Origin of the sequence: Cohnella rhizosphaerae, from assembly GCF_029525575.1 — a bacterium.
GTDB lineage: Bacteria > Bacillota > Bacilli > Paenibacillales > Paenibacillaceae > Cohnella > Cohnella rhizosphaerae.
The window spans coordinates 1,021,102-1,044,124 of the sequence record NZ_JAPDIA010000009.1; the positions used below are offsets into that span (position 1 = coordinate 1,021,102).

Genomic DNA, 23,023 nt, shown 5'->3' on the forward strand with positions numbered 1-23,023 from the left:
TTTTGAGCACCAAGTACTATTATAGTCGCGGAGCGTGGGCAAAGGAAGACAAAGTTGGAATGGCGATCCCGCCTTTATCGATCCTGAATTTCCAATTCACTGTAAATTTTTAAGCGTCTGTTCAGTGCTCTCCCCTATAATGTACAGGCTGACAAATGCAGCTGGAAATCAAAATGCATGGGTAGGAGAGATTTGGATGAAACGCAGAATCATCATGAAAAGTGTTGCCCTACTGACGGCTGCCGCTGTTTTGTTAGGATTGTGGCCGGTCGTTGGTCTCCAGCAGGCACATGCGGCTCAAGACTCGGTCGTTAAGATCGTGGCGGGTTCAGGAGGCGCTGGCAAAAACGGCGTTTTGAAATCCGAAATAGCTATCGTTCCTCGCGCTGTTGCCATAAACAGCCAATATGTGTTCATCTCCGATCAAGAAAATCACGTGATTCGCAGAATCGACAAGTCTACCGATCTGCAAACCGTCGTAGCGGGCACCGGTTTCCCGGGCTATTCGGGAGACGGCGGGCCGGGAGACGCCGCGCAATTAAATAGGCCATCCGACATTGCGTTGGACAGTTCCGGCAATCTCTATATCGTGGATTTAGGCAATAGCGTCGTGCGTAAACTAAGCGTTGACGGTATCATTACAACCGTGGCGGGAAATGGACAACATGGCTATGAAGGTGAGGGCAAGGTAGCTACTCTCACCATGCTGTCCCCAACCGGGATCGCGCTTGACGCACAAGACAATCTTTATATAGCAGAAAACAGCAATTATCGGGTTCGCAAGGTTAATTCGCAGGGTCTGATCCATACGGTGGCGGGAATGGGAAGTACCGGTCCAACAGCAAACGGCGGACAAGCCACAGCGACGAGACTGCTTGAGCCGAATGACGTTGCAGTAGACCATAGCGGAAATCTCTATATCTCGGAAACATATAATTGGAGCGTTCGCAAGGTCGACACAACGGGCGTCATCAATGTCTACGCCGGATCAGGCGCGTTCGGTCATTCAGGCGACGGCGGCCAGGCAACTTTGGCGAAAATGGGGGTACCCAGCAATCTGACTATTGATGCTTCAGGCAATTTGTACATTACGACCCTGAGTAAAGTCATTCGGAAAGTTGACGGAGGCACTAAAGTTATCAGCACCGTAGCCGGCGTGCACAACTCTGGGGGATACACCGCGGACGGCGAGGATGCCGAGACTGCCCTGATCAGTAATCCAGGGAGCGTTGCGGTTGACGGTGACAAAGTTTATTTTACTGAGGGTATGGACAATTATTTGGTCAGGGTAATCGAGGCGGACGGCAAACTCGGTACTTATGCGGGCAACGGCACCTCGCGATATTCGGGAGATGGCAACGAAGCGCTGAACGCACAGTTGCAAGCTCCAAGCAACATCGCTTACGATTCCCGCGGCAATTTGTATATTTCGGACGGCGAAAATAATCGCATACGAAAAGTGGATACAACCGGTTTTATTTCAACAATTGCAGGGACCGGAATCAGCGGTTTTTTCGGCGACGGCGGTCCGGCTGATCAGGCCGAGCTCTCTTCTCCAAATGGGATTGCAGTAGACCTGAATGATAATCTGTATATCGTTGACAGCGGCAATGCCCGAATTCGCAAGGTGGATCAAGGTGGCCTGATTACCACGATTTCAGGCAACGGTGAGTTCGGATTTTCAGGTGACGGAGGACCGAGCATCGAGGCCAAAATCGCTAGTCCAAGTGCGATTGCAATTGATTCCGCCGGGAATGTGTTCTTTGTGGATTCGTACAATAACCGGATTAGAAAGGTCGATACGGAAGGCGTTATCACAACGTTTGCCGGCAATGGATCGTATCAGGAAGGCGCCGACGAAACGGAGGCGAAATCGGGCGGGATTGGTTCGGTTAATTCGCTGGCAGTCGACGAAGCCGGTAATTTGTATTTTTCCACATGGGAAAAGGTACGGAAAATCGGCATGGACGGCAAATTCCATGCCTTTGCTGGAGGAGGCGGAGGAGACGCCGGGGACGGCGGTCCGGCCACAGCAGCCACGCTGATTTCGCCGCAGGGTATCGCTGTGGATTCGTCAGGCAATGTTTATATCGCTGAACGGGAGAATCATGTGATTCGGAAGGTCGATTCGGTGGGTACCATCACGACCTTCGCGGGCACGGGAGACCAAGGCTTCAACGGCGACGGCTTGGCAGCGAGGGATACCCGCCTCTTTAATCCTCAAGGCTTGGCCATGACCAACGCAGGCGATCTGGTTGTCGCGGATTCGGGGAATTCGATTGTCCGCGTCATCACGCGGCCCGTTGTGAACGCAACCGTGACGCCGACCGAAGCGGAGTTCGATAAAAATACGACCGCGCAAGAAGATCTGTTACTGACGTTAACGGCAAACGGAAACACGCTTAACGGCATCTCTATCGACCAATCGATGCTTAGTGCCGGGACCGACTATGCGGTCAGCGGCAATCAGATTGTGGTGAAGAAGACGTTTCTAAGCTCGTTGGAGACAGGAACATTTTCACTTAGTCTGAATATGAGCGCAGGTGTCGATCCTGTCGTAAACGTGAAAATTAAGGATACAACGCCCAAGCCCGTACCTATGTTCGAATTAAGCGACTTCGCGTGGGCGCCGGGCAACTCGGTCGGCTCGACGCAGGCGACCGCACTGCCAAACATAGATAGCGGTCACACCCTGAAGTTCATTGTGGGTGCAGAGGGCGGCGAGACGCACCCGGTCGAAGGGATGAACGCTGAAGAGCAAGCCTATGTGTCCACGTTGACGGCAAACGAAGATATTCCGGTAGCGGCGGATCAGCATCTTTTCATCGCCGAAGTAGACGGAAGCGGGCTGATCGTCGCTTGGGCAGACGTCACCGTATTGGCGGAGAATATCAAGCAAGCGCCTGCGATGGTGCCCTTCTTGGACCCGGAAGCATTCTTATGGTTGCCGGGCAGCACGACCGGCACGACGCAGACGACGACGCTGCCAAGCGTGGGCAGCGGCCACACGCTGAAGTTCATCGTCGGCGCAGCTGGCGACAAGACACACCCGGTCGCAGGCACGGACGCTGCAGCTGCAGGTTATGTGGACACGCTGTCGGCAAACGGCGACATCGAGGTGACGGCAGGCCAGCATCTGTACATCGCCGAGGTTGATACCACGGGGAAGATCGTGGCATGGACAGACGTGACGATAGCTGCGGAAAATATCAAGCAAGCGCCTGGAGCGGTGCCGCCGCTAAACGCAAGCGACTTCGCGTGGGCGCCGGGCAGCACGACCGGCACGACGCAGACGACGACGCTGCCAAGCGTGGGCAACGGCCACACGCTGAAGTTCATCGTCGGCGCAGCTGGCGACAAGACACACCCGGTCGCAGGCACGGACGCTGCAACTGCAGGCTACGTGGATTCGCTGTCGGCAAGTAGCGACATCGAGGTGACGGCAGGCCAGCATCTGTACATCGCCGAGGTTGACGCCACGGGGAAGATCGTCGCATGGACTGACGTGACGGTAGCTGCGGAAAATATCAAGCAAGCGCCTGGAGCGGTACCGCCGCTAAACGCAAGCGGCTTCGCGTGGGCGCCGGGCAGCATGACCGGAACGACGCAGACGACGACGCTGCCAAGCGTGGGCAACGGCCACACGCTGAAGTTCATCGTCGGCGCAGCTGGCGACAAGACACACCCGGTCGCAGGCACGGACGCTGCAACTGCAGGCTACGTGGATTCGCTGTCGGCAAACGGCGATATCGAGGTGACGGCAGGCCAGCATCTGTACATCGCCGAGGTTGACGCCACGGGGAAGATCGTGGCATGGACTGACGTGACGGTAGCTGCGGAAAATATCAAGCAAGCGCCTGGAGCGGTACCGCCGCTAAACGCAAGCGACTTCGCGTGGGCGCCGGGCAGCACGACCGGAACGACGCAGACGACGACGCTGCCAAGCGTGGGCAACGGCCACACGCTGAAGTTCATCGTCGGCGCAGCTGGCGACAAGACACACCCGGTCGCAGGCACGGACGCTGCAACTGCAGGTTACGTGGATTCGCTGTCGGCAAGCAGCGACATCGAGGTGACGGCAGGCCAGCATCTGTACATCGCCGAGGTTGATACCACGGGGAAGATCGTGGCATGGACAGACGTGACGGTAGCTGCGGAAAATATCAAGCAAGCGCCTGGAGCGGTGCCGCCGCTAAACGCAAGCGACTTCGCGTGGGCGCCGGGCAGCACGACCGGCACGACGCAGACGACGAATCTGCCAAGCGTGGGCAACGGCCACACGCTGAAGTTCATCGTCGGCGCAGCTGGCGACAAGACACACCCGGTCGCAGGCACGGACGCTGCAACTGCAGGCTACGTGAACACGCTGACGGAAAGCAGCAACATCGAGGTGACGGCAGGCCAGCATCTGTACATCGCCGAGGTTGACGCCACGGGGAAGATCGTCGCATGGACAGACGTGACGGTAGCTGCGGAAAATATCAAGCAAGCGCCTGGAGCGGTACCGCCGCTAAACGCAAGCGGCTTCGCGTGGGCGCCGGGCAGCATGACCGGAACGACGCAGACGACGACGCTGCCAAGCGTGGGCAACGGCCACACGCTGAAGTTCATCGTCGGCGCAGCTGGCGACAAGACACACCCGGTCGCAGGCACGGACGCTGCAACTGCAGGCTACGTGGATTCGCTGTCGGCAAACGGCGATATCGAGGTGACGGCAGGCCAGCATCTGTACATCGCCGAGGTTGACGCCACGGGGAAGATCGTGGCATGGACTGACGTGACGGTAGCTGCGGAAAATATCAAGCAAGCGCCTGGAGCGGTACCGCCGCTAAACGCAAGCGACTTCGCGTGGGCGCCGGGCAGCACGACCGGCACGACGCAGGCGACGACGCTGCCAAGCGTGGGCAACGGCCACACGCTGAAGTTCATCGTCGGCGCAGCTGGCGACAAGACGAACCCGGTCGCAGGCACGGACGCTGCAACTGCAGGTTATGTGGACACGCTGTCGGCAAACGGCGATATCACGGTCTCAGCGGGACAGCATCTATACATCGCCGAGGTTGACGCAAGCGGCAAAATCGTCGCGTGGACCGATGTCACGGTGTCTGCAGCGAATGTTCGTGAGGCGTCTGTTCCCTCGATTCCGACTGAAGTTCAACAGACAGAACCCGGTACGACCGTATTGATAAACGGCTCTCCGCAAAACGGCTTGGCTAAAGCTAACGTAACGGCGATCGGCTCCAAAAAGTCGACGGTTGTGCAGCTAGACCCGGCCAAATCAGAAGCGCTGCTGGCTTCCAAGCCGAACGGTTATGTTTTGACGATTCCCGTCCAAAACGGATCGGGCATCGTTACAGGCGAGCTTAACGCGCAGCTGATTCGCAACATGGCGGACAAAGAAGCCGTGCTCGAGATCCGTTCTGAAGGTATCGGCTACCGTTTGCCCGCAAGCCGAATCGACGTCGGTTCGCTTGCGTCTCATTTTGCAGCGGGCACTTCTTTGAGCGATATCGTCGTCCGAGTCAAAATAGAGATGCTGGAAGCCGTTCCGGCAACTTCAGTGGGAGAGGTGCAGTTCATTTCGCCGGCAGTCGAATTCACCATCACCGCGACAGTGGCGGATCAAGGAACGGTTGTCGATCGCTTCAACGGATACGTGGAACGCATGATCGTCCTGCCCGATGGCATCGATCCGAATCGCATTACGACCGGTGTCGTCGTTGGGGAAGACGGCTCGATCCGACACGTGCCCACTAAGGTAATTGTAGAGGATGGCCGCTATGTCGCCAAAATTAACAGTCTGACCAATAGCGTCTACACGGTCGTCTGGCATCCCTTGACCTTCGCAGATGCGGAGAACCACTGGGCGAAGGGCGCGATAAACGACCTGGGGTCACGCCTTGTAATCAATGGCGTAAGCGACACGATATTTGCCCCGAATGCAGATATGACTCGTGCGGAGTTCGCAGCAATCATCGTGCGCGGGCTTGGGCTTCGGTTAGGCGAAGGAACGGCTTCGTACCTGGACGTTTCCTCCGACGCCTGGTACGCAAGTGCGGTTCGGACGGCGTCTGCGTACGGACTGGTCTCGGGCTACCCGGACGGTACGTTCAGACCGGACGAAAAGCTCACCCGTGAGCAGGCGATGGCGGTCATCGCCAAGGCAATGAGGTTGACAGGGCTGACCACCCTCAACGGAGACGCAGATGCGACCGGTACGCTCAGCGCGTTTGCGGATGTCGGACAAGCTGGAGCATGGGCGCTAGATAGTATAGCAAGCACCGTAAAAGCGGGTCTAGTCACCGGACAGGGCGGCAAGCTGATGCCCAAGGACAATGTGTCCCGCGCTGAGGTAGCGACCCTGATTCAGCGGCTTGCTGCAAAAGTCAGGCTTGATCTAAATCAGATAACACCATTTTTTAAGGCTATCGTTCATTCTCGTTGAGAATGCGATAGCCTTTTCGTCGTTCCCGTTCCCTTGAGCACAGGATCGCTCTTGCGGTACAATAAAAAAATAGGCGAATGGCGCGATTCCATTTTTACGATTCGATACATGCCGCGCCGGTTGGAGGCCTATGATGCTGCGAGCTTTGTTCGGCGAACCCCCGTACGATTGGGGAGGTCCGCTTCGGAATACGATCGACGCGATGGAGCGCTTCGCGCTGTTGATGCAGGAGCAGGGGGGACGGGGATTCGGTCGAGGCGGCGCGAATTCGCAAGTACCAGATCTGGACCGAGGGCCTGCTCCGCTCGCTGGACGAATTGGAGTCGAGCCGTTACGCGGCGCTTCGGTTCGCGAAGCTGCTGAACGTGACCTCCTTTGAAGAGATGACGCCGGAGGACCGGCTGAATTATTACAATCATATTTATTTTGACAAAAATGCGTTTATCCGTCTGTTCTCGGTGCTCGACAAGCTCGGCACGCTCATGAACGAGTACCTGGAGCTCGATACGGAAAACCGGATGGAGAACCACTTCTCCTTCTTCACCGTGCTTCGCAACATGCGGCACAACGGGCTGCATCCCGATCTGGCCCAGAAGCTGGAGGCCGTTTACGAACCGCGGCGCGAGACGATGGGCCGGCTGCGCAGAAGGCGCAACATGGAGATCCACCAGATGAACGCGGAGCTCCAGGACGACCTGCTGCAGGTGCTGAACGTGAAGCGGGAGCAGCCGCATCTCGAGAATATCGATGAGAACATGGACGACCTGAACGAGGGCTGGGAGCTCGTGTATCTGACGCTCGCGCTCGTGTTTAACCATATGTGCAAAAAGGCGAAGAAACAGGCGCATCACGCCTAAGGAGCGATCGCGAGTGGAGAAGCTGGCAGGCAGGACGGCGCTGGTCACGGGCAGCGCCAAGGGACTCGGCAGGCGGACCGCGCTCGAGCTGGCCGGTCTCGGCTGCGACGTGGCCGTGAACTACGTGCACAGCCGCGAAGAGGCGCAGCGCGTCGTCGCGGAGATCGAGGCGCTCGGCAGGCGCGCCGTCGCCGTGCAGGCCGACATCGCCAAGGCGGAGGACGCTGAACGGCTCGTGCGGACGGCCGAGGAGCGGCTAGGAGGCGTCGATATCCTCGTCAACAGCGCGGGGCCGTTTATCCGCAAGCGCAAGCTGTTCGCCGACTATTCGGCCGAGGAGATCGACTTTCTGATGAACGGCAACCTGGTCGGGACGATGCATATGGACCTTCAGGTGCTCCCGGGCATGCGCGAGCGGGGCTGGGGACGCATCATCCACTTCGGCTTCGGGCATGCGGCCGAGGCGAGATCCTGGCCGCACCGGGCCGTCTACGCGGCGGCCAAGGTGGGGCTCGTCTCCTTCACGAAGACGCTTGCCGTCGAGGAGGCGGCCAGCGGCATCACGGTGAACATGATCTGCCCTGGCGACATTCGCGGCAGCTTCAAGGAGAAGGGCATCGCGGACGCTGCGGGGGTGCTGGACGAGGAATCCCCGCGCGGCCGGCCCGGTACCGGCGAGGACGTGGCGCGCGTCATCGGCTTCCTGTGCCTGCCCGAATCGGACTTCGTGACGGGCAATACGATCGACGTGTCAGGCGGCCTGGACCCGATCAAGAGCAACGTACGGCGCGCCAAGGACGAATGAAACACAAAGAAGCCCCGCGCCGCCGGCGTTAGCCGGAGGGCAGGGCTTCGAACGTTCCCGAGCGGGAATATTAGAATACTTGTACGACTTCCTCGATGCCTTCGACTTCCTCGAGCAGAGCGCGCTCGATGCCGGCCTTCAGCGTGATCGTGGAGCTCGGGCAGCTGCCGCAAGCGCCCATCAGGCGAAGCTTGACGATGCCGTCTTCGACGTCGACCAGTTCGACGTCGCCGCCGTCGCGCTGCAGGAACGGGCGCAACTTGTCGAGCACTTCGAGCACCTCGTCGTACTTCGTTGCTTCTTTAACGTTGTCACTCACAATCATCCACTCCCTTCTTCAGCTTATTATAATACAAATTGCGCGCAATTAAAATGGAAGTCTCCGAGAAAGGAGAATGGCGATGAATGTCGTTGAATTTTGCGTCAGCAACGCGCACCACGGCACCGACCGGCTCATCGACAGGCTGAACGAGCTGCCGGACCTCGAGACGATCGAATACGGATGCCTGGGCAACTGCGGCGAATGCTACCTGTCCCCGTACGTGATGGTGAACGGCGAGACGGTCGTCGCCGAGACTGCGGACGCCCTGTACGACGCGATCCAGAAGGAGCTGGGCAGCCAGGACGAGCACCGCAAGGCGCTCGACAAGCTGCTGGACGATCTCTGACGGCCGAACCGTCCGTACGGCCGATTAACCGAAGTGGCGGCGGCTCTTCCAGAGCACGCCGCTCTTCAGCATGCGCGGCACGCGACCCATGATCGGCGTATGGCCCATGATGCCGAAGCCGGATTTTTTGCCGAGCGAGCCGAGCGTGCCGCGCAGCCTAATCTTGGGCAAGTGGATGCCCTTGCCGTGCACGCGCGCGGACAGCACGTGCGCGACCTGCTTGCCCTGCGCCTGCGCGAGCTGCGCGCTCGGCGAGAAGGGCTGGCTCGAGCAGTCGCCGATGACGAACACGCCCGGCGCGTCCGGCAGCTCGTGGTATTCGTTGACGACGAGCCGGCCGGCCTTGTCCTTGGCGTATGCAAGACGCTGGATGATCTCGACGGGCTGGATGCCCGCGGTCCATACGGTCACGTCCGAGGCGATGTCGCCGGTCGCCGTATGGATGACGCCTTCGCCGATGCTCGTCGTCGTAATATGGGACAGCATCTCGACGTTGTGCTCTCGGAACCAGTCGGCGACGAACGACTGGAGCTTGCCCGGGAAGCCGGACATGACGCTCGGACCGCGGTCGACGATGCGAATGTTAAGGTCCGGACGGCTCTCGCGCAGCTCGGCGGCCACCTCGACGCCGCTCAGGCCGCCGCCGATGATCGAGATTTGTCCGTACGGCGCCGTGTTGTTCAGCATCTGGTACGTTCTGCGAGTGGCCGCCAGCGACTGGATGCTGCAAGCGAATTCGGCGGCGCCTTCGATGCCGTGATAGTTGTCCGTGCAGCCGAGCGCCAGCACCAGATAGTCGTACGCCAGCGGATCGCGCTCGGCAAAAGAGATGCGGCGGTCCGCCGGCGAGATGTCCGTGACCTCGCCGTGTATAACCTCAAGCTGCGGGTGCTTCGGATATTCGACGCGAATATCCAGATCGGAGGACGTCCCTGCGGCGAGCGCGTAATATTCGGTCTTCAACCCCTGGAACGGCATGCGGTCGACAAGCAGGATCCGGACGTCCGAGGGAAGCTTATCCTCGATCAGCTCGTTCACCAGCGTCAGGCCGCCGTAGCCGCCGCCCAGAATGACGATATGGCTCACATTAAACGACTCCTTTAATACGCCTTCTATTCGTAAACCTTCACTTCGTTGTATAGCGTATCGCGTTCTACGGGGATTCTACCCGCTCCCTTGATGAGCCAAACGAGGTCTTCCCTCGTGATGCCGGCAGGGGTGAGCGCGCCGGCGGCATGGCTGATGCGTTCTTTTACGATCGTCCCGTGGGCGTCGGAGGCGCCCATCGTGAGCGCGACCTGCGTCAACTGGGTACCGATATTAATGAAGTAAGCCTTCACGTGCTGGAAGTTGTCCAGCATCAGCCTGCCGATGGCGATCGCCTTCAGATCGTCGAATGCGGAATTGCGCCGGCGGATGCCCGCCTTCGGACTCGTCGGCTGCATCGACAGCGGGATAAACACCTGAAATCCGCCCGTCTCGTCCTGCAGCTCGCGCAACTGAAGCATGTGCTGCACGCGCTCTTCGACCGATTCGACGGGGCCGTACAGCATCGTCGTCGGGGTGCGCATGCCGAGCTGGTGCGCCGTGCGGTGGACCTCGAGGTATTCGGTTATGCCCGCTTTTTCGACGCGCATCTTGTCCCGGTACTGATCCGACAGAATCTCCGCTCCGCCGCCCGTGAGCGATTCGAGACCGACGTCCATGAGACGCTTCAGCACTTCGCGGTAGGAGAGACCGGAGATGCGGGCGTAAAAATCGATCTCCGCGGCCGTATAGGCCTTGATCGTCACCTCCGGGTAGCGCTCCTTGAGCGCACGTATCGATTCTACGTAGTATTCGAAGGGAACATGCGGGTTATGACCGCCGACGATGTGGAATTCTCTGGCCGTCGGCGTAATGTGCTGATCGACGTAGGCGAACATCTCCTCGGGCGTCAGCGTATAGGCGCCTTCTTCGCCCTGGTCCTTGCGGAAGCTGCAAAAGGCGCAGTGGGATTCGCATACGTTGGTGAAGTAGAGGCTCATCGTTTCGGTAAAATAAACCTTTTTTGCCGTTCTTCTTCAGGTTCACTTCGTTGGCCAGCTGGCCGATGGTGAGCAGGTCTTCGGACCGGTACAGGTGCACGCCGTCCTCGAGGGACAGTCTGGCGCCGGAACGAACCTTGTCCGCGATCTCCGCCATGCGCCGGTCGGGATGCGTCGTTACGAGTGTCATGTTCATCATGACCTCCTCCGGATGAAATGGGATAAGCCAGCGCCGGGGTGACGGTAGCGGCTCGTCGATTGAGTTTGTGAAAAAAGGTACATAATAAAAATAAAAAAAATACTGCATGAACACACTATTAGCATTATAAGCTTCCTCCGTTTGCAGGGCAATACAAATCGGGCAGGTATATTTCATCCGAAAAGTGGGAATGACCTTGAATAATAAACAAATTATGGTACTGTATTAGAAGATCAATCGAATAAAAGGGAGCCAAAAGCAATGACGAAACCCGATGTTCTGCCGCTTCAGGAATTGGAGCAGCTTGAGCAATCCGACATGATCGCAACGCTGCAACAATATCGCGCCACCTATACGATCAAAGATTTGACGCAAGCCTGGGGCTTGAACAACCCGATTCAATATTATATGTGGCTTCGCAAGCACCAGATATACGAGCAGCTCGTGCGCCGGACGGACAAGTTCGAGCCGACCAAGGAATGGAAGCGGACGCGGGACGCCGATGCCCAATCGGGCGACGACAGGCGGATCAAAGGACTGCCGGCGGATCAATTCCGGTATGGCATCGACACCGAGTCGTCCGGACCGGAGCTCGCGATGGTGTTCCGCAGGCTGGCGGATTTTCTGGCCAACGAGGCGGGCAGCTTCCGCTGCCGGATCGAATTGAAGGCGATCCAGATGCCCGCCGCGGCGGAGTGGAAAGACGAGGAGCCGGGCGCGTGAGCGCCCGGTTTTTGCGTTGCGTCGAAGATAGGCACAGACTGCATCAAGCACAAGGAAGCTCAGCTCCGCACACGCACATATGGCCCACATGCACAAGAAATGTGCATCTACGCGAAGAAGCTCCGCTTCGCACACGCACAAGCGGCCAACATGCACAAGAAATGTGCATCTACGCGAAGAAGCGCCGCTCCGCACTCGCACAATTGCCGAACATGCACAAGAAATGTGCATCTACGCGAAGAAGCGCCGTCCCACACACGCACAAGCGGCCCGCATGCACAAGAAATGTGCATCTACCCGCACAAGCGGCCCGCATGCACAAGAAATGTGCATCTACCCGAAGAAACTCCGCTCCGCACTCGCACAATTGCCAACATGCACAAGAAATGTGCATCTACGCGAAGAAGCGCCGCTCCGCACACGCACATTTGGCCCACATGCACAAGAAATGTGCATCTACGCGAAGAAGCTCTGCTCCGCACACGCACAAGCGGCCAACATGCACAAGAAATGTGCATCTACCCGAAGAAACTCCGTTCCGCACACGCACAAGCGGCCCGCATGCACAAGAAATGTGCATCTACCCGAAGAAACTCCGTTCCGCACACGCACAAGCGGCCCGCATGCACAAGAAATGTGCATCTACGCGAAGAAACTCAGCTCCGCACACGCACAAGCGACCCACATGCACAAGAAATGTGCATCTACGCGAAGAAGCGCCGTTCCACACTCGCACAAGCGGCTCATATGCACAAGAAATGTGCATCTACGCTAAGAAGCGCCGCTCCGCACTCGCACATATGGCCAACATGCACAAGAAATGTGCATCTACGCGAAGAAGCTCCGCTCCGCACACGCACAAACGGCTCATATGCACAAGAAATGTGCATCTACCCGAAGAAACTCCGCTCCGCACTCGCACAACTGCCCAACATGCACAAGAAATGTGCATCTACGCGAAGAAGCGCCGCTCCGCACACGCACAAGCGGCCCGCATGCACAAGAAATGTGCATCTACGCGAAGAAGCGCCGTTCCGCACACGCACAAGCGGCCCGCATGCACAAGAATTGTGCATTTACCCGAAGAAGCGCCGTTCCGAACTCGCACAAGCGGCCAACATGCACAAGAAATGTGCATCTACGCGAAGAAGCTCCGCTATGCACTCGCATAAGCGGCCAACATGCACAAGAAATGTGCATCTACCCGAAGAAACTCCGCTCCGCACTCGCACAATTGCCCAACATGCACAAGAAATGTGCATCTACCCGAAGAAACTCCGTTCCGTACTTTCCGCACTCGCACAATTGCCCAACATGCACAAGAAATGTGCATCTACCCGTGATACTATCGCTCAGTCATCGACGATCTCGATGTCCATGTTGTACAGCAGCGACGTCGCCTCCGGCAGGGAGAACTTCGCGTTTCGGATATGATTCTGGATCGGGTTGATCGCGTAGCCCGTGGCACGGGAGAAGTCTGCGCCGATCAAGGACGTATCGCCGAACAAGCTCTCGGTCAGATCGGTGCCGGCGAAGCTCGTCCCGTCGAGCTCGGCTTCCCTGAAGTCAGCGTCCTTGGCCAGGCAGTCGACGATCGCGCACCCCGGCAGCTTCAGCCCGATGAAGGTGGAGTGACTGATCGCGCAGCTGTCAAATCGGAGCATGCGCTTCCCGGCCGTTCTCGGCCAATCCGCCTCGGTCCAGTTGACGCCGACGACCTTGCATTTGACGAACGAAACGTCGGCGAACTCGCTGTCCGTCACCTTGATGAAGTTCAGGTTGCAGCTCTCGAAGGCGCAGCCGGAGAACTTGCACGCTTTTAACGCAGCTTCGCTGAAGTCGCAGTTCCTGAAGGTGCAGTCGTAGAAGCGTACGGACGACAGCTCTTCATTTGCCCATTCAAGGTCGCTGAACGTCTCGTTGTAATACTCGTCTTCGGTGAACGCTGTCATGCGCATCCGCTCCGTTCCTAAGGAATTCCAGCTAAGTATAGCACAGGCGGCGAACGCCCGAGCGCGTCCGATCCCCTTGAGCGAAACGGCGGAGAGGAGTATACTGTAGTCAGTTCGATTACCGTTTTTATATGTCAGGAGGGACCGTACATGATTCAGATCACTGAGGCGGCCGGTCAGAAAATACAGGAAATGCTCGCAGCCGAGGAAAATGAAGGGCTGTTCCTGCGCGTAGGCGTTCAGGAGGGCGGCTGCACGGGCTTTTCATACGGAATGGGCTTCGACGACGAGCAGCACGAGAGCGATCGGGTGCTCGACATCCGCGAGCTGAAGGTCGTCGTCGACGAGGATAGCGCGAAGTACCTGAACGGACTCGAGATCGACTGGAAAGAGTCGGGGCTCGGCGGGGGGCTTCACCATCTTCAACCCGAACGCGACCGCGACGTGCGGCTGCGGCTCGAGCTTCCGCACGGCGACCGACGCGGGCAAGCCTGCTGCGGCTGGCGAGTGCTGAGCAAGTTGGCTTAAACGAAACCTCCCGGATCATGCGCATCTTGCGCTTGGTCGGGGAGGTTTTTTTGTCGTTATGGAAGTTGGATCGGACCCAGATGCCGCTATTTGCGCTAAGATCGCCCGATTCGTGTCGCAGACGGACTGGAGAGCCGCTGATATGAACGAAACTGTCAAGCGTCTCTGTTTGCACCCGTGTTTTTGACAATAGCGAATAGAAGCCTGTCAAGCGATTTTCTTTACAGGCGGTCGCATCATTTCCCATACTTTTCTGGATCTCCGGCATGGAAATGCCCGGAGGTGCCCCTACGGCGAGTAACGGGGTGCAGGGGGCGTCGCTCCCTGCGTTTCCCCTTTAGGGGACGGAAGGGGGCAATTCTTCTTTAGCTCAGAGGCAAAAGCAATTCGCTGGTCGGCAATCTGATATTCGTGGATTCACACATGTTATTCATACGTCTGGAGAGAGCTTACCCGCTAACTATTGACGAGCATAAGCATTCGCTTGCTCAAGCGGCTCACGCGGTTTTCTCTCCACCTTGCCTGATTTTGCCTCTGAGGTAAAAAAAGAATCGCTTCCCCCTCAATCGCCTCCTTTGTTCGGACCCGTTGTTTACACCGCTGCTTGCAAACGAAGCTTCTCGATCTCCTTAGCAATCGCCCATACAAACCCCGCCAGTTCTCTGGCAATCGCGACCGCGATGCAACCCTTGTGCTTTCCTCTTCGCGCCAGACTCCAATACTTCTTGTGTAATCGATGCTGCGCGCTCCAGGCAATCGACTGAACCTCCGGTGGCAGCCCCTCGATACGGTCGCGCATTCTTCTGCGAATCGCGGGCGCGTGTCGGTAACTTTTCGCGGCTTCCACCAGTACCCGACGCAGATGCGCATTCCCGGCTTTCGTAATACGGCCTTGCCAGCGGCTGCCTCCCGAGGAGTATTCGCTGCTGACCAGTCCGCAGTAACTCATAAACGAAGAGGCGGAGTGAAAGCGGTCGCTGCTCATCATCTCGGATGAAAGCGTAACGGCTGTGACGGCTGCTACGCCTCGCAAGGCTTGCAGCGCTTGAACGACCGGCGCCTGCTCGCTTAAAGCGGCTTGTTCTTCAATTTGCTTTTCGTATCGTTTGATTCGCTCCTTCGTTTCCCAAATCGATTGGCGGTACTCCTGAAAGGTCATTTGTTTGCAGCTGTCCTCGGGAAAACGCAGCGTATCCAGCCATTCCTCGTACGCGAAAGTTCCGGGTTTGGCGCCTTTGGCGTCCTGAAGCTGGTGGCGAAGCAGAAACTTGCCCAGTCGTTGCTTAAAACGATTCAAATCCTCGACCGCATCCTCGCGTGCGCGAACGAGATCCCGCAAGCTTTCGTCTGCTGGCGTGGGCACGTATACCGGCGTCAGTTCTCCTGCGCGATACAGCTGTGCGAGTCGAATGGCATCCCGTTTGTCTGTTTTGACCCGGTCGCCGGCACGCTTGGGAATGAGCGAGGGCGCGACCACGCTGCAAGCGATGCCTGCCGTCAATAGCCAACGATAGAGCACATAGCCGGTGGGACCTGCCTCGTAACAGACCCTTAAAGTCACCTCCTCTTTCTCACCCGGACGACGCAACCTTTGCAGGAGTTTCAATACCGCTTCCTTGCTATGCTCGATGACGCCAAAGTACCGTGCTTCTCCTCGTCCCTCATCCGCGAAGGCAACCGCGATTTTGGATTTGGATACGTCTAAACCTACGTACTTGATGGCCATACTCATACTAAACCGACTCCTTTTGCTTTGAGCTCTGTATTTGGTAAATGGGTGTTTCTGTAAACGCCATTTTTCCCAAATGTAACCTCCGAGATAAGCAAACAGGGTGTCGGTTTCGTTCATGATAACTATTTTCTGAATCGAAGGCCGTTTGGGCCTTCGTGAGCCGAAATAAGGTCTCTCCTGTCCGCAACCGCCGCAATCGGGCTGATTTTTACGAAATAACGTCCTCTGAGTCCACTTCAGTTGCGGATGACCCTCAATGATGTACTTTTTTGCAGGCTACGGGCCCTTGGTCGAATTCGTCCGTTCCGATCGACAGCAGCTCGCGGATATCCTGCTCGCTAAGCGTGGACAGCGCCTCGGTCCCAGGACGGATGACCTCGTCGATGAGGTGACGCTTGCGCTGCTGCAGCTCGGCCATCTTGTCCTCCACGGTCCCCTTGGCCACGAGCCGGATGACCTGGACGGCGCGCTGCTGGCCGATCCGGTGCACGCGATCCGCCGCTTGCTGCTCCACCGCCGGATTCCACCAGAGATCGTACAGGATGACCGTGTCGGCGCCGGTCAGATTAAGCCCCGTGCCGCCCGCCTTCAGCGAAGCGAGGAACAGCTCGCGCTCCCCCGCGTTAAATCTGTCGCAAAGCGCCACCCGTTCCGCGGCAGGCGTGTCGCCGTCCAGGTAAAAGTGGGTCATGCCGCGCGCGGCCAGCTCCCGCCGGATCATCGCCAACATTGACGTGAATTGCGAAAAGACGAGCGCGCGCCTGCCCGCGCTGCGGCAGTCGTCGAGCAGCTCGAGCAGTTGGTCGAGCTTGGCGGAGCCCCCGGCGTAGTCTTCGACGAACAGCCCTGGGTGACAGCAAAGCTGGCGCAGCCGCGTGATACCCGCCAGAATTCGGATCCGGTTGCGGTCCAGCGTATCCTGGTCCAGGTGCTTCAGCGTCTCGGTTCGCAACTTGGCCAGATAGGCCGCGTACAGCTTTTTCTGCGGCGGCAGCAGCTCGGAGGCGATGACCGACTCGATCTTGTCGGGCAGCTCGCGCAGCACGTCCGCCTTGAGACGCCGCAGCACGAACGGGCGTATGCGGTCCGACACCTCTTCGCGGGACAGCTCGGCGAATGCGCGCCGGCCCGGGAACAAGCCCGGAAATACCGCGCCGGCAATGGAGCGAAGCTCGTCCAGCGCGTTCTCGATCGGCGTGCCCGTCAGCGCGAAGCGCTGCTCCGCGACGATCCGCTTGACGGCTTGGGCCGTCTGGGTCGTCTCGTTCTTGATCGCTTGCGCCTCGTCGAGGATAAGCGTGTGGAACGTCATGCCCGCATACAGCTGAATGTCCTTGCGAAGCAGCGGATAGGAAACGATAAGCGCGTCGAAACGGGACGGGTTCGCAAGCGTCTCCGCTCGCTCGACCTTCGCGCCGTCGGCGATGCCGCACCGGATGTCCGGCGCGAACTTCCGCAGCTCGCTCTGCCAGTTGTACATGAGCGAGGCGGGGCATACGATAAGCGCCTGCTGGCCGCGCTCGCGCAGGATCGGCAGCATCGAGACGAGGAAGGCGATGCTCTGCACCGTTTTGCCGAGACCCATATCGTCCGCCAGGATGCCGCCGAATCGATAGTGGGCGAGCGTCCGCATCCATTGGTAGCCGTACAGCTGATAATCCCGCAGCGTCCCCGCGAGCGCGGCCGGTGCGGAGGCGAACGCCGCTTGATCCGGATGGCGCAAGTCGTCGAGCAGTCCGCGAAGCGAGCGGCCGTGCTTGACGACCCGGCTGCCTTCCGGTTCGAGCAGATGGAGGCCGCGGACGAGCGGCAGTCGCAGCTTGCCGTCCTTGAGCTCCGAAGGCAGCATCCCCGTCGCGTCGAGCAGCCTGTTGACCTCGGCGAAATCCTGCCCGTCCAGCGGCACGAGCGCGCCGCCGGTCATGCGGTAATACGCGCGTTTCTCCACGAGCGCCTGAAGCAGCGATTTGATCTCCGCCTCGGGAATGCCGGAGATGTCGAACTTGAATTCGAGCCAATCGGTGCGCTCGTCCGTGTCGGCCGATACCTTGACGACGACCGGATCGGGGAGCAGGCGAATGCGGACGCCCGCGGTCGCATAGACGCCGAGCAGCGGCTCGAGCAGCGGGAGCACGCGGTACAGAAATTCAAATTCGCCTTCCTCGTCGCCCGCCATGACGTAGCCGGCTTCGGTGCGGACGAAGGCGCTGTCGTCCATGAGCGCAAGGATGCGCCGTTCGCGCTCGCCGTCCCGAACGAGAATCGGGCCTTCGTCCGAACGTTTGGCGCCTGCCGCTTCCAGCGGATTGATCACGGCGGAGCCGTAGTGGAACTCCAGGCCGGCCAGCAGCCGATCGCGCACGCGATCGAGGTACAGCTTGGCCTTGAGCGGCTCGCGGACGATCTTGTCCGACACGGCTTCGGCGATGCGCACGCTGCCGAGCCGCATGAGTCCGGGGACGACGCGTTCCATGAAGCCTTCAGCCTGCTCGCGGGGAATGCGAACCAGCCTCGCGTCGTTTACGATCGCCGCGGCTTCGCGCCCCGTCGCATGCATGGTCGCCCGCTCTGTCGGAGACGCGGCCGGCAGCATGCGCTGGAGCTGCGCCAGCTGCGCGCAGGCGTCGCGCGGCAGCCTGACGAGCCCGCCCTCCGTGAGCGCGAGCCCGTAGGCTTCCAAGACCTTGACCGACGTCAAGCCGTGCACCTCCAGCCTGCAGGAGCCGTCCGCGGCGTCCGGGTGGTCGTCGATCTCGTAGCGCACGGGCAGCGGCCCCTCGGCCCAAGGCAGACCCGGCAGCAGCCGCGCTCCGGCCTGCAGCGAGACGTCCGAGGCGCGGCCGAGCAGCGCGTGCAGCGTCTCCCAGTCCTCCGGCGGGATCCGCAGCGTCCGCTGGCTGGACGGGCCGCCGCTTAAGCCCGACGGCGAACGGACGAACGCCACGTCGCCGCGGTTGACGCGAGCGAGCGCCCGGATGATCTCGTCGTCGGTCTCGGAAAAGCAGTGCAGCTCCGGATCGTACGCGAACGCCTTGGCGATCGGATGCGATTCGCCGCGCTCGACGCTGTCGAGCCAGCCGCCGATCTGCTTGATCGAATGCAGCCGGCCCGAACTTGGGCCGAGGCGAGCTTCGATGCCGAGCGCAAGGTCGCGGCCGTCGTCCAGCGGGACGCAGACGAAGGCGACCGACAGCTGCTCGCGCGTCTCGAACCGTTTGCGGGCGCCGCTGCGCGCGGCGGGCTTGGACGCGAACAGGCCGATCATCTTGGCGGCCAGTGCTTCGTCCGGACCGGATCGATCCGCGTCGGCGAGACCGGCGTCGGCCGTTGCCGCGGCGTGCGGGACGCTGCCCGCCAGCCGATGCTCGATGATGCGCAGCAGAGCTGCGGCGATGTGGTTGCAGTATTTATCGTAAGAAGCCAGGGAAGGGCAGGTGCAGGAAGCGGCGACGTCTCCTGCGAGCGAGATCCGCAGCTTCGTCTCGTAGACGGATCCTCCGCTTCCACGGACGACGGCCGCGTAGACGCCGGCTTCGTCGTCATAGGCGTCGAAGGTGACTTTGCCGGCGCGGGCGTATGCCAGTCCGCTCTCGTAGGCGATGCGGCCGCAGAGCGAACGGACGGTTTGGCGCGTGACGGATACGTTCATCGGGCTGAACTCCTCTTCTCTTCGCCGCCTTGCGGCAGGCCATCCAATCTGTGTCTACCTATGATACCAGATGGAAGGCCGGACGGGGCAACCAGACACCGGTTCGAAGCCCCCATTTAAAGGCTGTGAATAAAGTTATCCCGATTGCCCCCAACGCCAATCCTGGGATTCTTATATTTGTCCACAGGGAATGGGCGTTTTGTGCACAGCCGATTGTGGGTAAAAGGACAAGTTGGGCGCCGTCCGCCGCCTGCCGACAAAAGGGCGGGTTGCCATGTCCATTCATCCAAGAGGCTGCGCGGATGTCCGAGTATGCTGGTTATATACCGCATAAAAGGAGGACTGGCGCATGCATCAGCAGCACGGACGCATGTTGGCGAGCAAATGGCTCAAGACGACTGCGCTTATGACGAACGGCTATGTGGCGCGTCACATTCCGCCTACCAGAATTTACAGCACTGGAAATTTGAAAACGATGCTGCACCGGTTCGGCATGGTCGTTCTGAAGCCCGTGCGCGGCGCCGGAGGCAACGGCGTCATCAAGGCTACGCGGGTCGGCAGGGGCTACCAGCTTCACTCGAGGAGCAGCGTTCGTTATTTCGGCACGTTCGCGGGGCTCTGCGGGCAGATCGGCAGGCTCAAGGGAAGGCGCGCCTACCTGATCCAACGCGGCATCCGGCTGGCCACGATCGCGGGAAGGCCGATCGACTACCGGGTCAAGCACGTGAAGACGGATGCGGGCTGGCAGATCAGGGCGATGGTCGGACGCGTCGCGCGCAGGGGGGCTGTTCGTCACCAACCTGTGCAGAGGAGGCACCCGGATCACGGCAGGCCAAGGCATCGCCAGATCGCTGTCGGGGCGGCTCGTCGGCGCCAAGAAGAGTCAAATGCGCCATTTGACGCGTACGTCGACGGCGCTGCTGGAGAGCCGCTTCCCGGGCATCGGACAGCTTGGCTACGATTACGGCATCGATCGCGGCGGCCGGATCTGGATGCTGGAAGTGAATACGCGTCCGCAGTAACTTCTGCGAATGGAAGGAATGGCATTTGCTATCATCGGCGGCTATCAGCGCAAATTTCGCGATGAATTATTTTTATGGAAAAAACAGTATTTTTCCTGTGGATAAAACCATCCACAGTATCCGCAACGGCCGAACGCGGAAAACGGGTTTTTTCAACAAAATAATCACATCTTGTACACAGGCGGATGTGGATAGCGGGGCGCTTGTCCGTCAGTTGAAGCGCATGCTATGATGCGATCACGAAGAGCCCGCGAGCGGGATCCTCGTCAGAATAGCCTGCTTAAGAAAGGGTGTAGGCCATGTTGCCGTTGTTGTCGGATGAGCTGCTAATGGAAGCTTACCAACATGCCGTCCGCTTGAAGCTGGAAAGGGAATTCGTACATCTGCTGCACGCCGAGATCCGGCGCAGACAACTGCCCATGAAGGAAGAGCGGCTTGCGAAGTAGCCGCGCGCGTCCCGATCATATGGATGAAGGCATTCTCGCTTTTTCGGCCGTCCCGGCCGGAGGCAGGGATGCCTTCTTTTATTATAAATGCGCAACCCGATGCGTTTAGAACACCGGATTGCGCTCATGGTCGCGGCAGGCGCTGGTCCGCCATGGAGGATGGCGTCAACCGTCGGCGAGGCGGGTCCTGGGCGCAAACGGGGCGCAACAGAGGCGCAAACGAGGCGCTTCGTTTCTTCATGGACTAACGACAAAGTACAAGACCTGCGCCTCCGCGAGGATGCCGCGTCCCCGCGCGGGTTGCGCGCAGGATAAACCCAGGCGGAACAGGGTAAATTTGTGGAGAAGTCCAAACGATTTTGTAACAATGAACCTTGAAATAGAAGGGTAAAGCCGATATGATTCTTTTGAGGCAAAGAGACAAATATGCCTATCTTCATTGTGGATTTTTTCACATGTTGAACACCAAACTGGATTGGATGGGATCCCATGAGCAGTATACCCAAAATCGTCATCCTAGGCGCGGGGTACGGCGGCGTTCTGACGTCGCTGCGTCTCCAAAAAAGAGCTTAATTATAATGAAGCCGATGTGACACTCGTCAATAAGCACGATTATCACTATATTACGACGCATCTCCATATGCCTGCGGCGGGTACCGATCACCCGGACAATGCGCGCGTGAGCATCTCCAAGCTCATCGACGAGTTCAAGATCGACTTCGTGAAATCGACCGTCGTGCAGATTCGTCCGCAGGACCGCAAGGTCATCCTGGAGGACGGCACGCTCTCCTACGACTATTTGATTATCGCGCTGGGCGGCGAGTCGGAGACGTTCGGCATCCCCGGCATGGCGGAAAATGCGTTCACGATCCGCAGCATCAACTCGGTCCGTCTCATCCGCGAGCATATCGAATACCAATTCGCCCGCTACAAGCGCGAGCCGCATCGTACGGACTACCTGACGTTCGTCGTCGGCGGCGCGGGCTTCACCGGGATCGAGTTCATCGGCGAGCTGGCCGACCGCGTGCCGGATCTGTGCAAGCAGTTCGACGTCGACCGCTCGCTCGTCAAGATCATCAACGTCGAGGCGGCGCCGACCGCGCTCCCCGGCTTCGATCCCGAACTGGTCGAGTACGCGATGGAGGTGCTGCGCAAGAAGGGCGTCACCTTCCGTATCGGCACCGCGATCAAGGAATGCACGGCGGACGGCGTCATCGTCGGCGAAGGCGAAGAGATCAAGTCGCAGACGGTCATCTGGTCCGGCGGCGTCCGGGGCAACCGGCTGATCGAGGAAGCGGGCTTCGAGACGATGCGCGGACGCGTCAAGGTCGACGAGCATCTGCGCGCGCCGGGCCACGAGAACGTCTACGTGCTCGGGGACAATTCGCTCATGTTCAACCCGGAGGGGCGTCCTTACCCGCCGACGGCGCAGATCGCGATGCAGCAAGGCGTCAACTGTGCGCATAATCTCGTCGCCTCGATCCGCAATCAGTCGCTGCGGCCGTTCGTGTTCAGCAACAAAGGCACGGTGGCTTCGCTCGGCAAGGGCGAGGCGATCGGCATGGCGTTCGGCAAAAAGTATAAAGGACGCGTCGCCGCTTGGCTGAAGAAGGCGATCGACCTTCGCTATCTGTTCATCATCGGCGGCATTCCGCTCGTGCTCCGCAAGGGCAAGTTCCTCTAATGCGGCACTGCAGCGTGCAGGTTCGCGGGCTGCTGACGCGGGACGAGCTCGACCGCTACAACGCGCTGATGGAAGTCGGCGGCTATCTCGAGTCGCAGCAGCGGTACGACCTGTCCGCGGTCGTGCAGGCCGAGGTGGACCTGCTCATCCAGCCGGGCATCGAGCGGCTCAAGGAAAAGGGACGCGAGCGCGACCGCATGTCGCAGGAATACTTGGAGGAGCGCCGCCGCGCAGAGTGGGAAGCGCAGATGCGCGCGGCGACCGACGACGAAGAAGACTAAGCGCG

Annotated in this window: 13 protein-coding genes and 3 pseudogenes; 10 read left to right on the forward strand and 6 right to left on the reverse strand. The window is 59.2% G+C overall.

Annotated features, from left to right (window positions below; translation table 11 throughout):
- Positions 1–34: 34 nt before the first annotated feature.
- From OMP40_RS38735 to OMP40_RS38745, 3 genes are all read left to right on the forward strand, one after another.
- Positions 35–6,445 carry an NHL domain-containing protein gene (locus OMP40_RS38735; RefSeq protein ID WP_277539540.1) on the forward strand — a complete coding sequence of 2,137 codons (6,411 nt, stop codon included), beginning with the start codon at positions 35–37 and terminating at the stop codon, positions 6,443–6,445.
- Positions 6,446–6,762: 317 nt separating this feature from the next.
- Positions 6,763–7,302 carry a Cthe_2314 family HEPN domain-containing protein gene (locus OMP40_RS38740; protein WP_277539541.1) on the forward strand — a complete coding sequence of 180 codons (540 nt, stop codon included), beginning with the start codon at positions 6,763–6,765 and terminating at the stop codon, positions 7,300–7,302.
- 22 nt (positions 7,303–7,324) lie between these two features.
- Positions 7,325–8,107, forward strand: coding sequence for an SDR family oxidoreductase (locus OMP40_RS38745; protein ID WP_277539762.1), 783 nt, complete (start codon positions 7,325–7,327; stop codon positions 8,105–8,107).
- A 70-nt stretch (positions 8,108–8,177) separates the two neighbouring features.
- Here OMP40_RS38745 and OMP40_RS38750 read toward each other — a convergent pair whose 3' ends face one another.
- Complete coding sequence (locus OMP40_RS38750; RefSeq protein WP_277539542.1) at positions 8,178–8,426, reverse strand: NifU family protein; 249 nt, start codon at positions 8,424–8,426, stop codon at positions 8,178–8,180.
- 82 nt (positions 8,427–8,508) lie between these two features.
- Between OMP40_RS38750 and OMP40_RS38755 the strand changes: the two genes are divergently transcribed.
- Positions 8,509–8,775: a YuzB family protein gene (locus tag OMP40_RS38755; RefSeq protein ID WP_277539543.1), complete on the forward strand. Its 267-nt coding sequence runs from the start codon at positions 8,509–8,511 to the stop codon at positions 8,773–8,775.
- 24 nt (positions 8,776–8,799) lie between these two features.
- Here OMP40_RS38755 and OMP40_RS38760 read toward each other — a convergent pair whose 3' ends face one another.
- Both OMP40_RS38760 and mqnE read right to left on the reverse strand, forming a co-directional pair.
- Entirely contained in the window at positions 8,800–9,861 is a 1,062-nt protein-coding gene (locus OMP40_RS38760) for an NAD(P)/FAD-dependent oxidoreductase (RefSeq protein WP_277539544.1), read from the reverse strand.
- A 26-nt stretch (positions 9,862–9,887) separates the two neighbouring features.
- Positions 9,888–10,992 (reverse strand): annotated as a pseudogene (gene mqnE / locus OMP40_RS38765) (aminofutalosine synthase MqnE).
- 270 nt (positions 10,993–11,262) lie between these two features.
- On the opposite strand from mqnE, the gene OMP40_RS38770 reads away from it, so the two are divergent.
- Positions 11,263–11,724 (forward strand): hypothetical protein, encoded by a 462-nt coding sequence (locus OMP40_RS38770; RefSeq protein WP_277539545.1) that lies wholly within the window; start codon positions 11,263–11,265, stop codon positions 11,722–11,724.
- Positions 11,725–13,076: 1,352 nt separating this feature from the next.
- Here OMP40_RS38770 and OMP40_RS38775 read toward each other — a convergent pair.
- Positions 13,077–13,676 carry a pentapeptide repeat-containing protein gene (locus OMP40_RS38775; protein WP_277539547.1) on the reverse strand — a complete coding sequence of 200 codons (600 nt, stop codon included), beginning with the start codon at positions 13,674–13,676 and terminating at the stop codon, positions 13,077–13,079.
- Between the two features lie 150 nt (positions 13,677–13,826).
- Between OMP40_RS38775 and OMP40_RS38780 the strand changes: the two are divergent.
- Positions 13,827–14,190, forward strand: a pseudogene (locus OMP40_RS38780) (HesB/IscA family protein).
- A 606-nt stretch (positions 14,191–14,796) separates the two neighbouring features.
- Here OMP40_RS38780 and OMP40_RS38785 read toward each other — a convergent pair.
- A complete protein-coding gene (locus OMP40_RS38785) occupies positions 14,797–16,053 on the reverse strand; it encodes an IS110 family RNA-guided transposase (RefSeq protein WP_277539548.1) in 1,257 nt (418 codons plus the stop codon).
- A gap of 136 nt (positions 16,054–16,189) precedes the next feature.
- A complete protein-coding gene (locus tag OMP40_RS38790) occupies positions 16,190–19,585 on the reverse strand; it encodes a DEAD/DEAH box helicase (protein ID WP_277539549.1) in 3,396 nt (1,131 codons plus the stop codon).
- 349 nt (positions 19,586–19,934) lie between these two features.
- Between OMP40_RS38790 and OMP40_RS43265 the strand changes: the two genes are divergently transcribed.
- The 4 genes and pseudogenes from OMP40_RS43265 to OMP40_RS38810 all read left to right on the forward strand — a co-directional run bounded on the left by OMP40_RS43265 (position 19,935) and on the right by OMP40_RS38810 (position 23,018).
- Complete coding sequence (locus OMP40_RS43265; RefSeq protein WP_459076932.1) at positions 19,935–20,672, forward strand: YheC/YheD family protein; 738 nt, start codon at positions 19,935–19,937, stop codon at positions 20,670–20,672.
- 234 nt (positions 20,673–20,906) lie between these two features.
- On the forward strand, positions 20,907–21,053 hold the full coding sequence (gene sda, locus OMP40_RS38800; protein ID WP_420872124.1) for a sporulation histidine kinase inhibitor Sda: 147 nt from the start codon (positions 20,907–20,909) through the stop codon (positions 21,051–21,053).
- Positions 21,054–21,542: 489 nt separating this feature from the next.
- Positions 21,543–22,737, forward strand: a pseudogene (locus tag OMP40_RS38805) (NAD(P)/FAD-dependent oxidoreductase).
- Positions 22,737–23,018, forward strand: a complete 282-nt coding sequence (locus OMP40_RS38810; RefSeq protein ID WP_090110602.1) for a hypothetical protein — start codon at positions 22,737–22,739, stop codon at positions 23,016–23,018. The pseudogene OMP40_RS38805 and the gene OMP40_RS38810 overlap by 1 nt, the downstream one beginning before the upstream one ends.
- Positions 23,019–23,023: the final 5 nt, after the last annotated feature.

Bases quoted from the DNA above. Each gene is read 5' to 3' on its own strand.
- OMP40_RS38755 (WP_277539543.1), top strand. From the start codon at position 8,509: ATGAATGTCGTTGAATTTTGCGTCAGCAACGCGCACCACGGCACCGAC.
- OMP40_RS38770 (WP_277539545.1), top strand. From the start codon at position 11,263: ATGACGAAACCCGATGTTCTGCCGCTTCAGGAATTGGAGCAGCTTGAG.
- OMP40_RS38775 (WP_277539547.1), bottom strand. From the start codon at position 13,676: ATGACAGCGTTCACCGAAGACGAGTATTACAACGAGACGTTCAGCGAC.
- OMP40_RS38785 (WP_277539548.1), bottom strand. From the start codon at position 16,053: ATGAACGAAACCGACACCCTGTTTGCTTATCTCGGAGGTTACATTTGG.
- OMP40_RS38790 (WP_277539549.1), bottom strand. From the start codon at position 19,585: ATGAACGTATCCGTCACGCGCCAAACCGTCCGTTCGCTCTGCGGCCGC.
- OMP40_RS43265 (WP_459076932.1), top strand. From the start codon at position 19,935: ATGCATCAGCAGCACGGACGCATGTTGGCGAGCAAATGGCTCAAGACG.
- sda (WP_420872124.1), top strand. From the start codon at position 20,907: ATGTTGCCGTTGTTGTCGGATGAGCTGCTAATGGAAGCTTACCAACAT.
- OMP40_RS38810 (WP_090110602.1), top strand. From the start codon at position 22,737: ATGCGGCACTGCAGCGTGCAGGTTCGCGGGCTGCTGACGCGGGACGAG.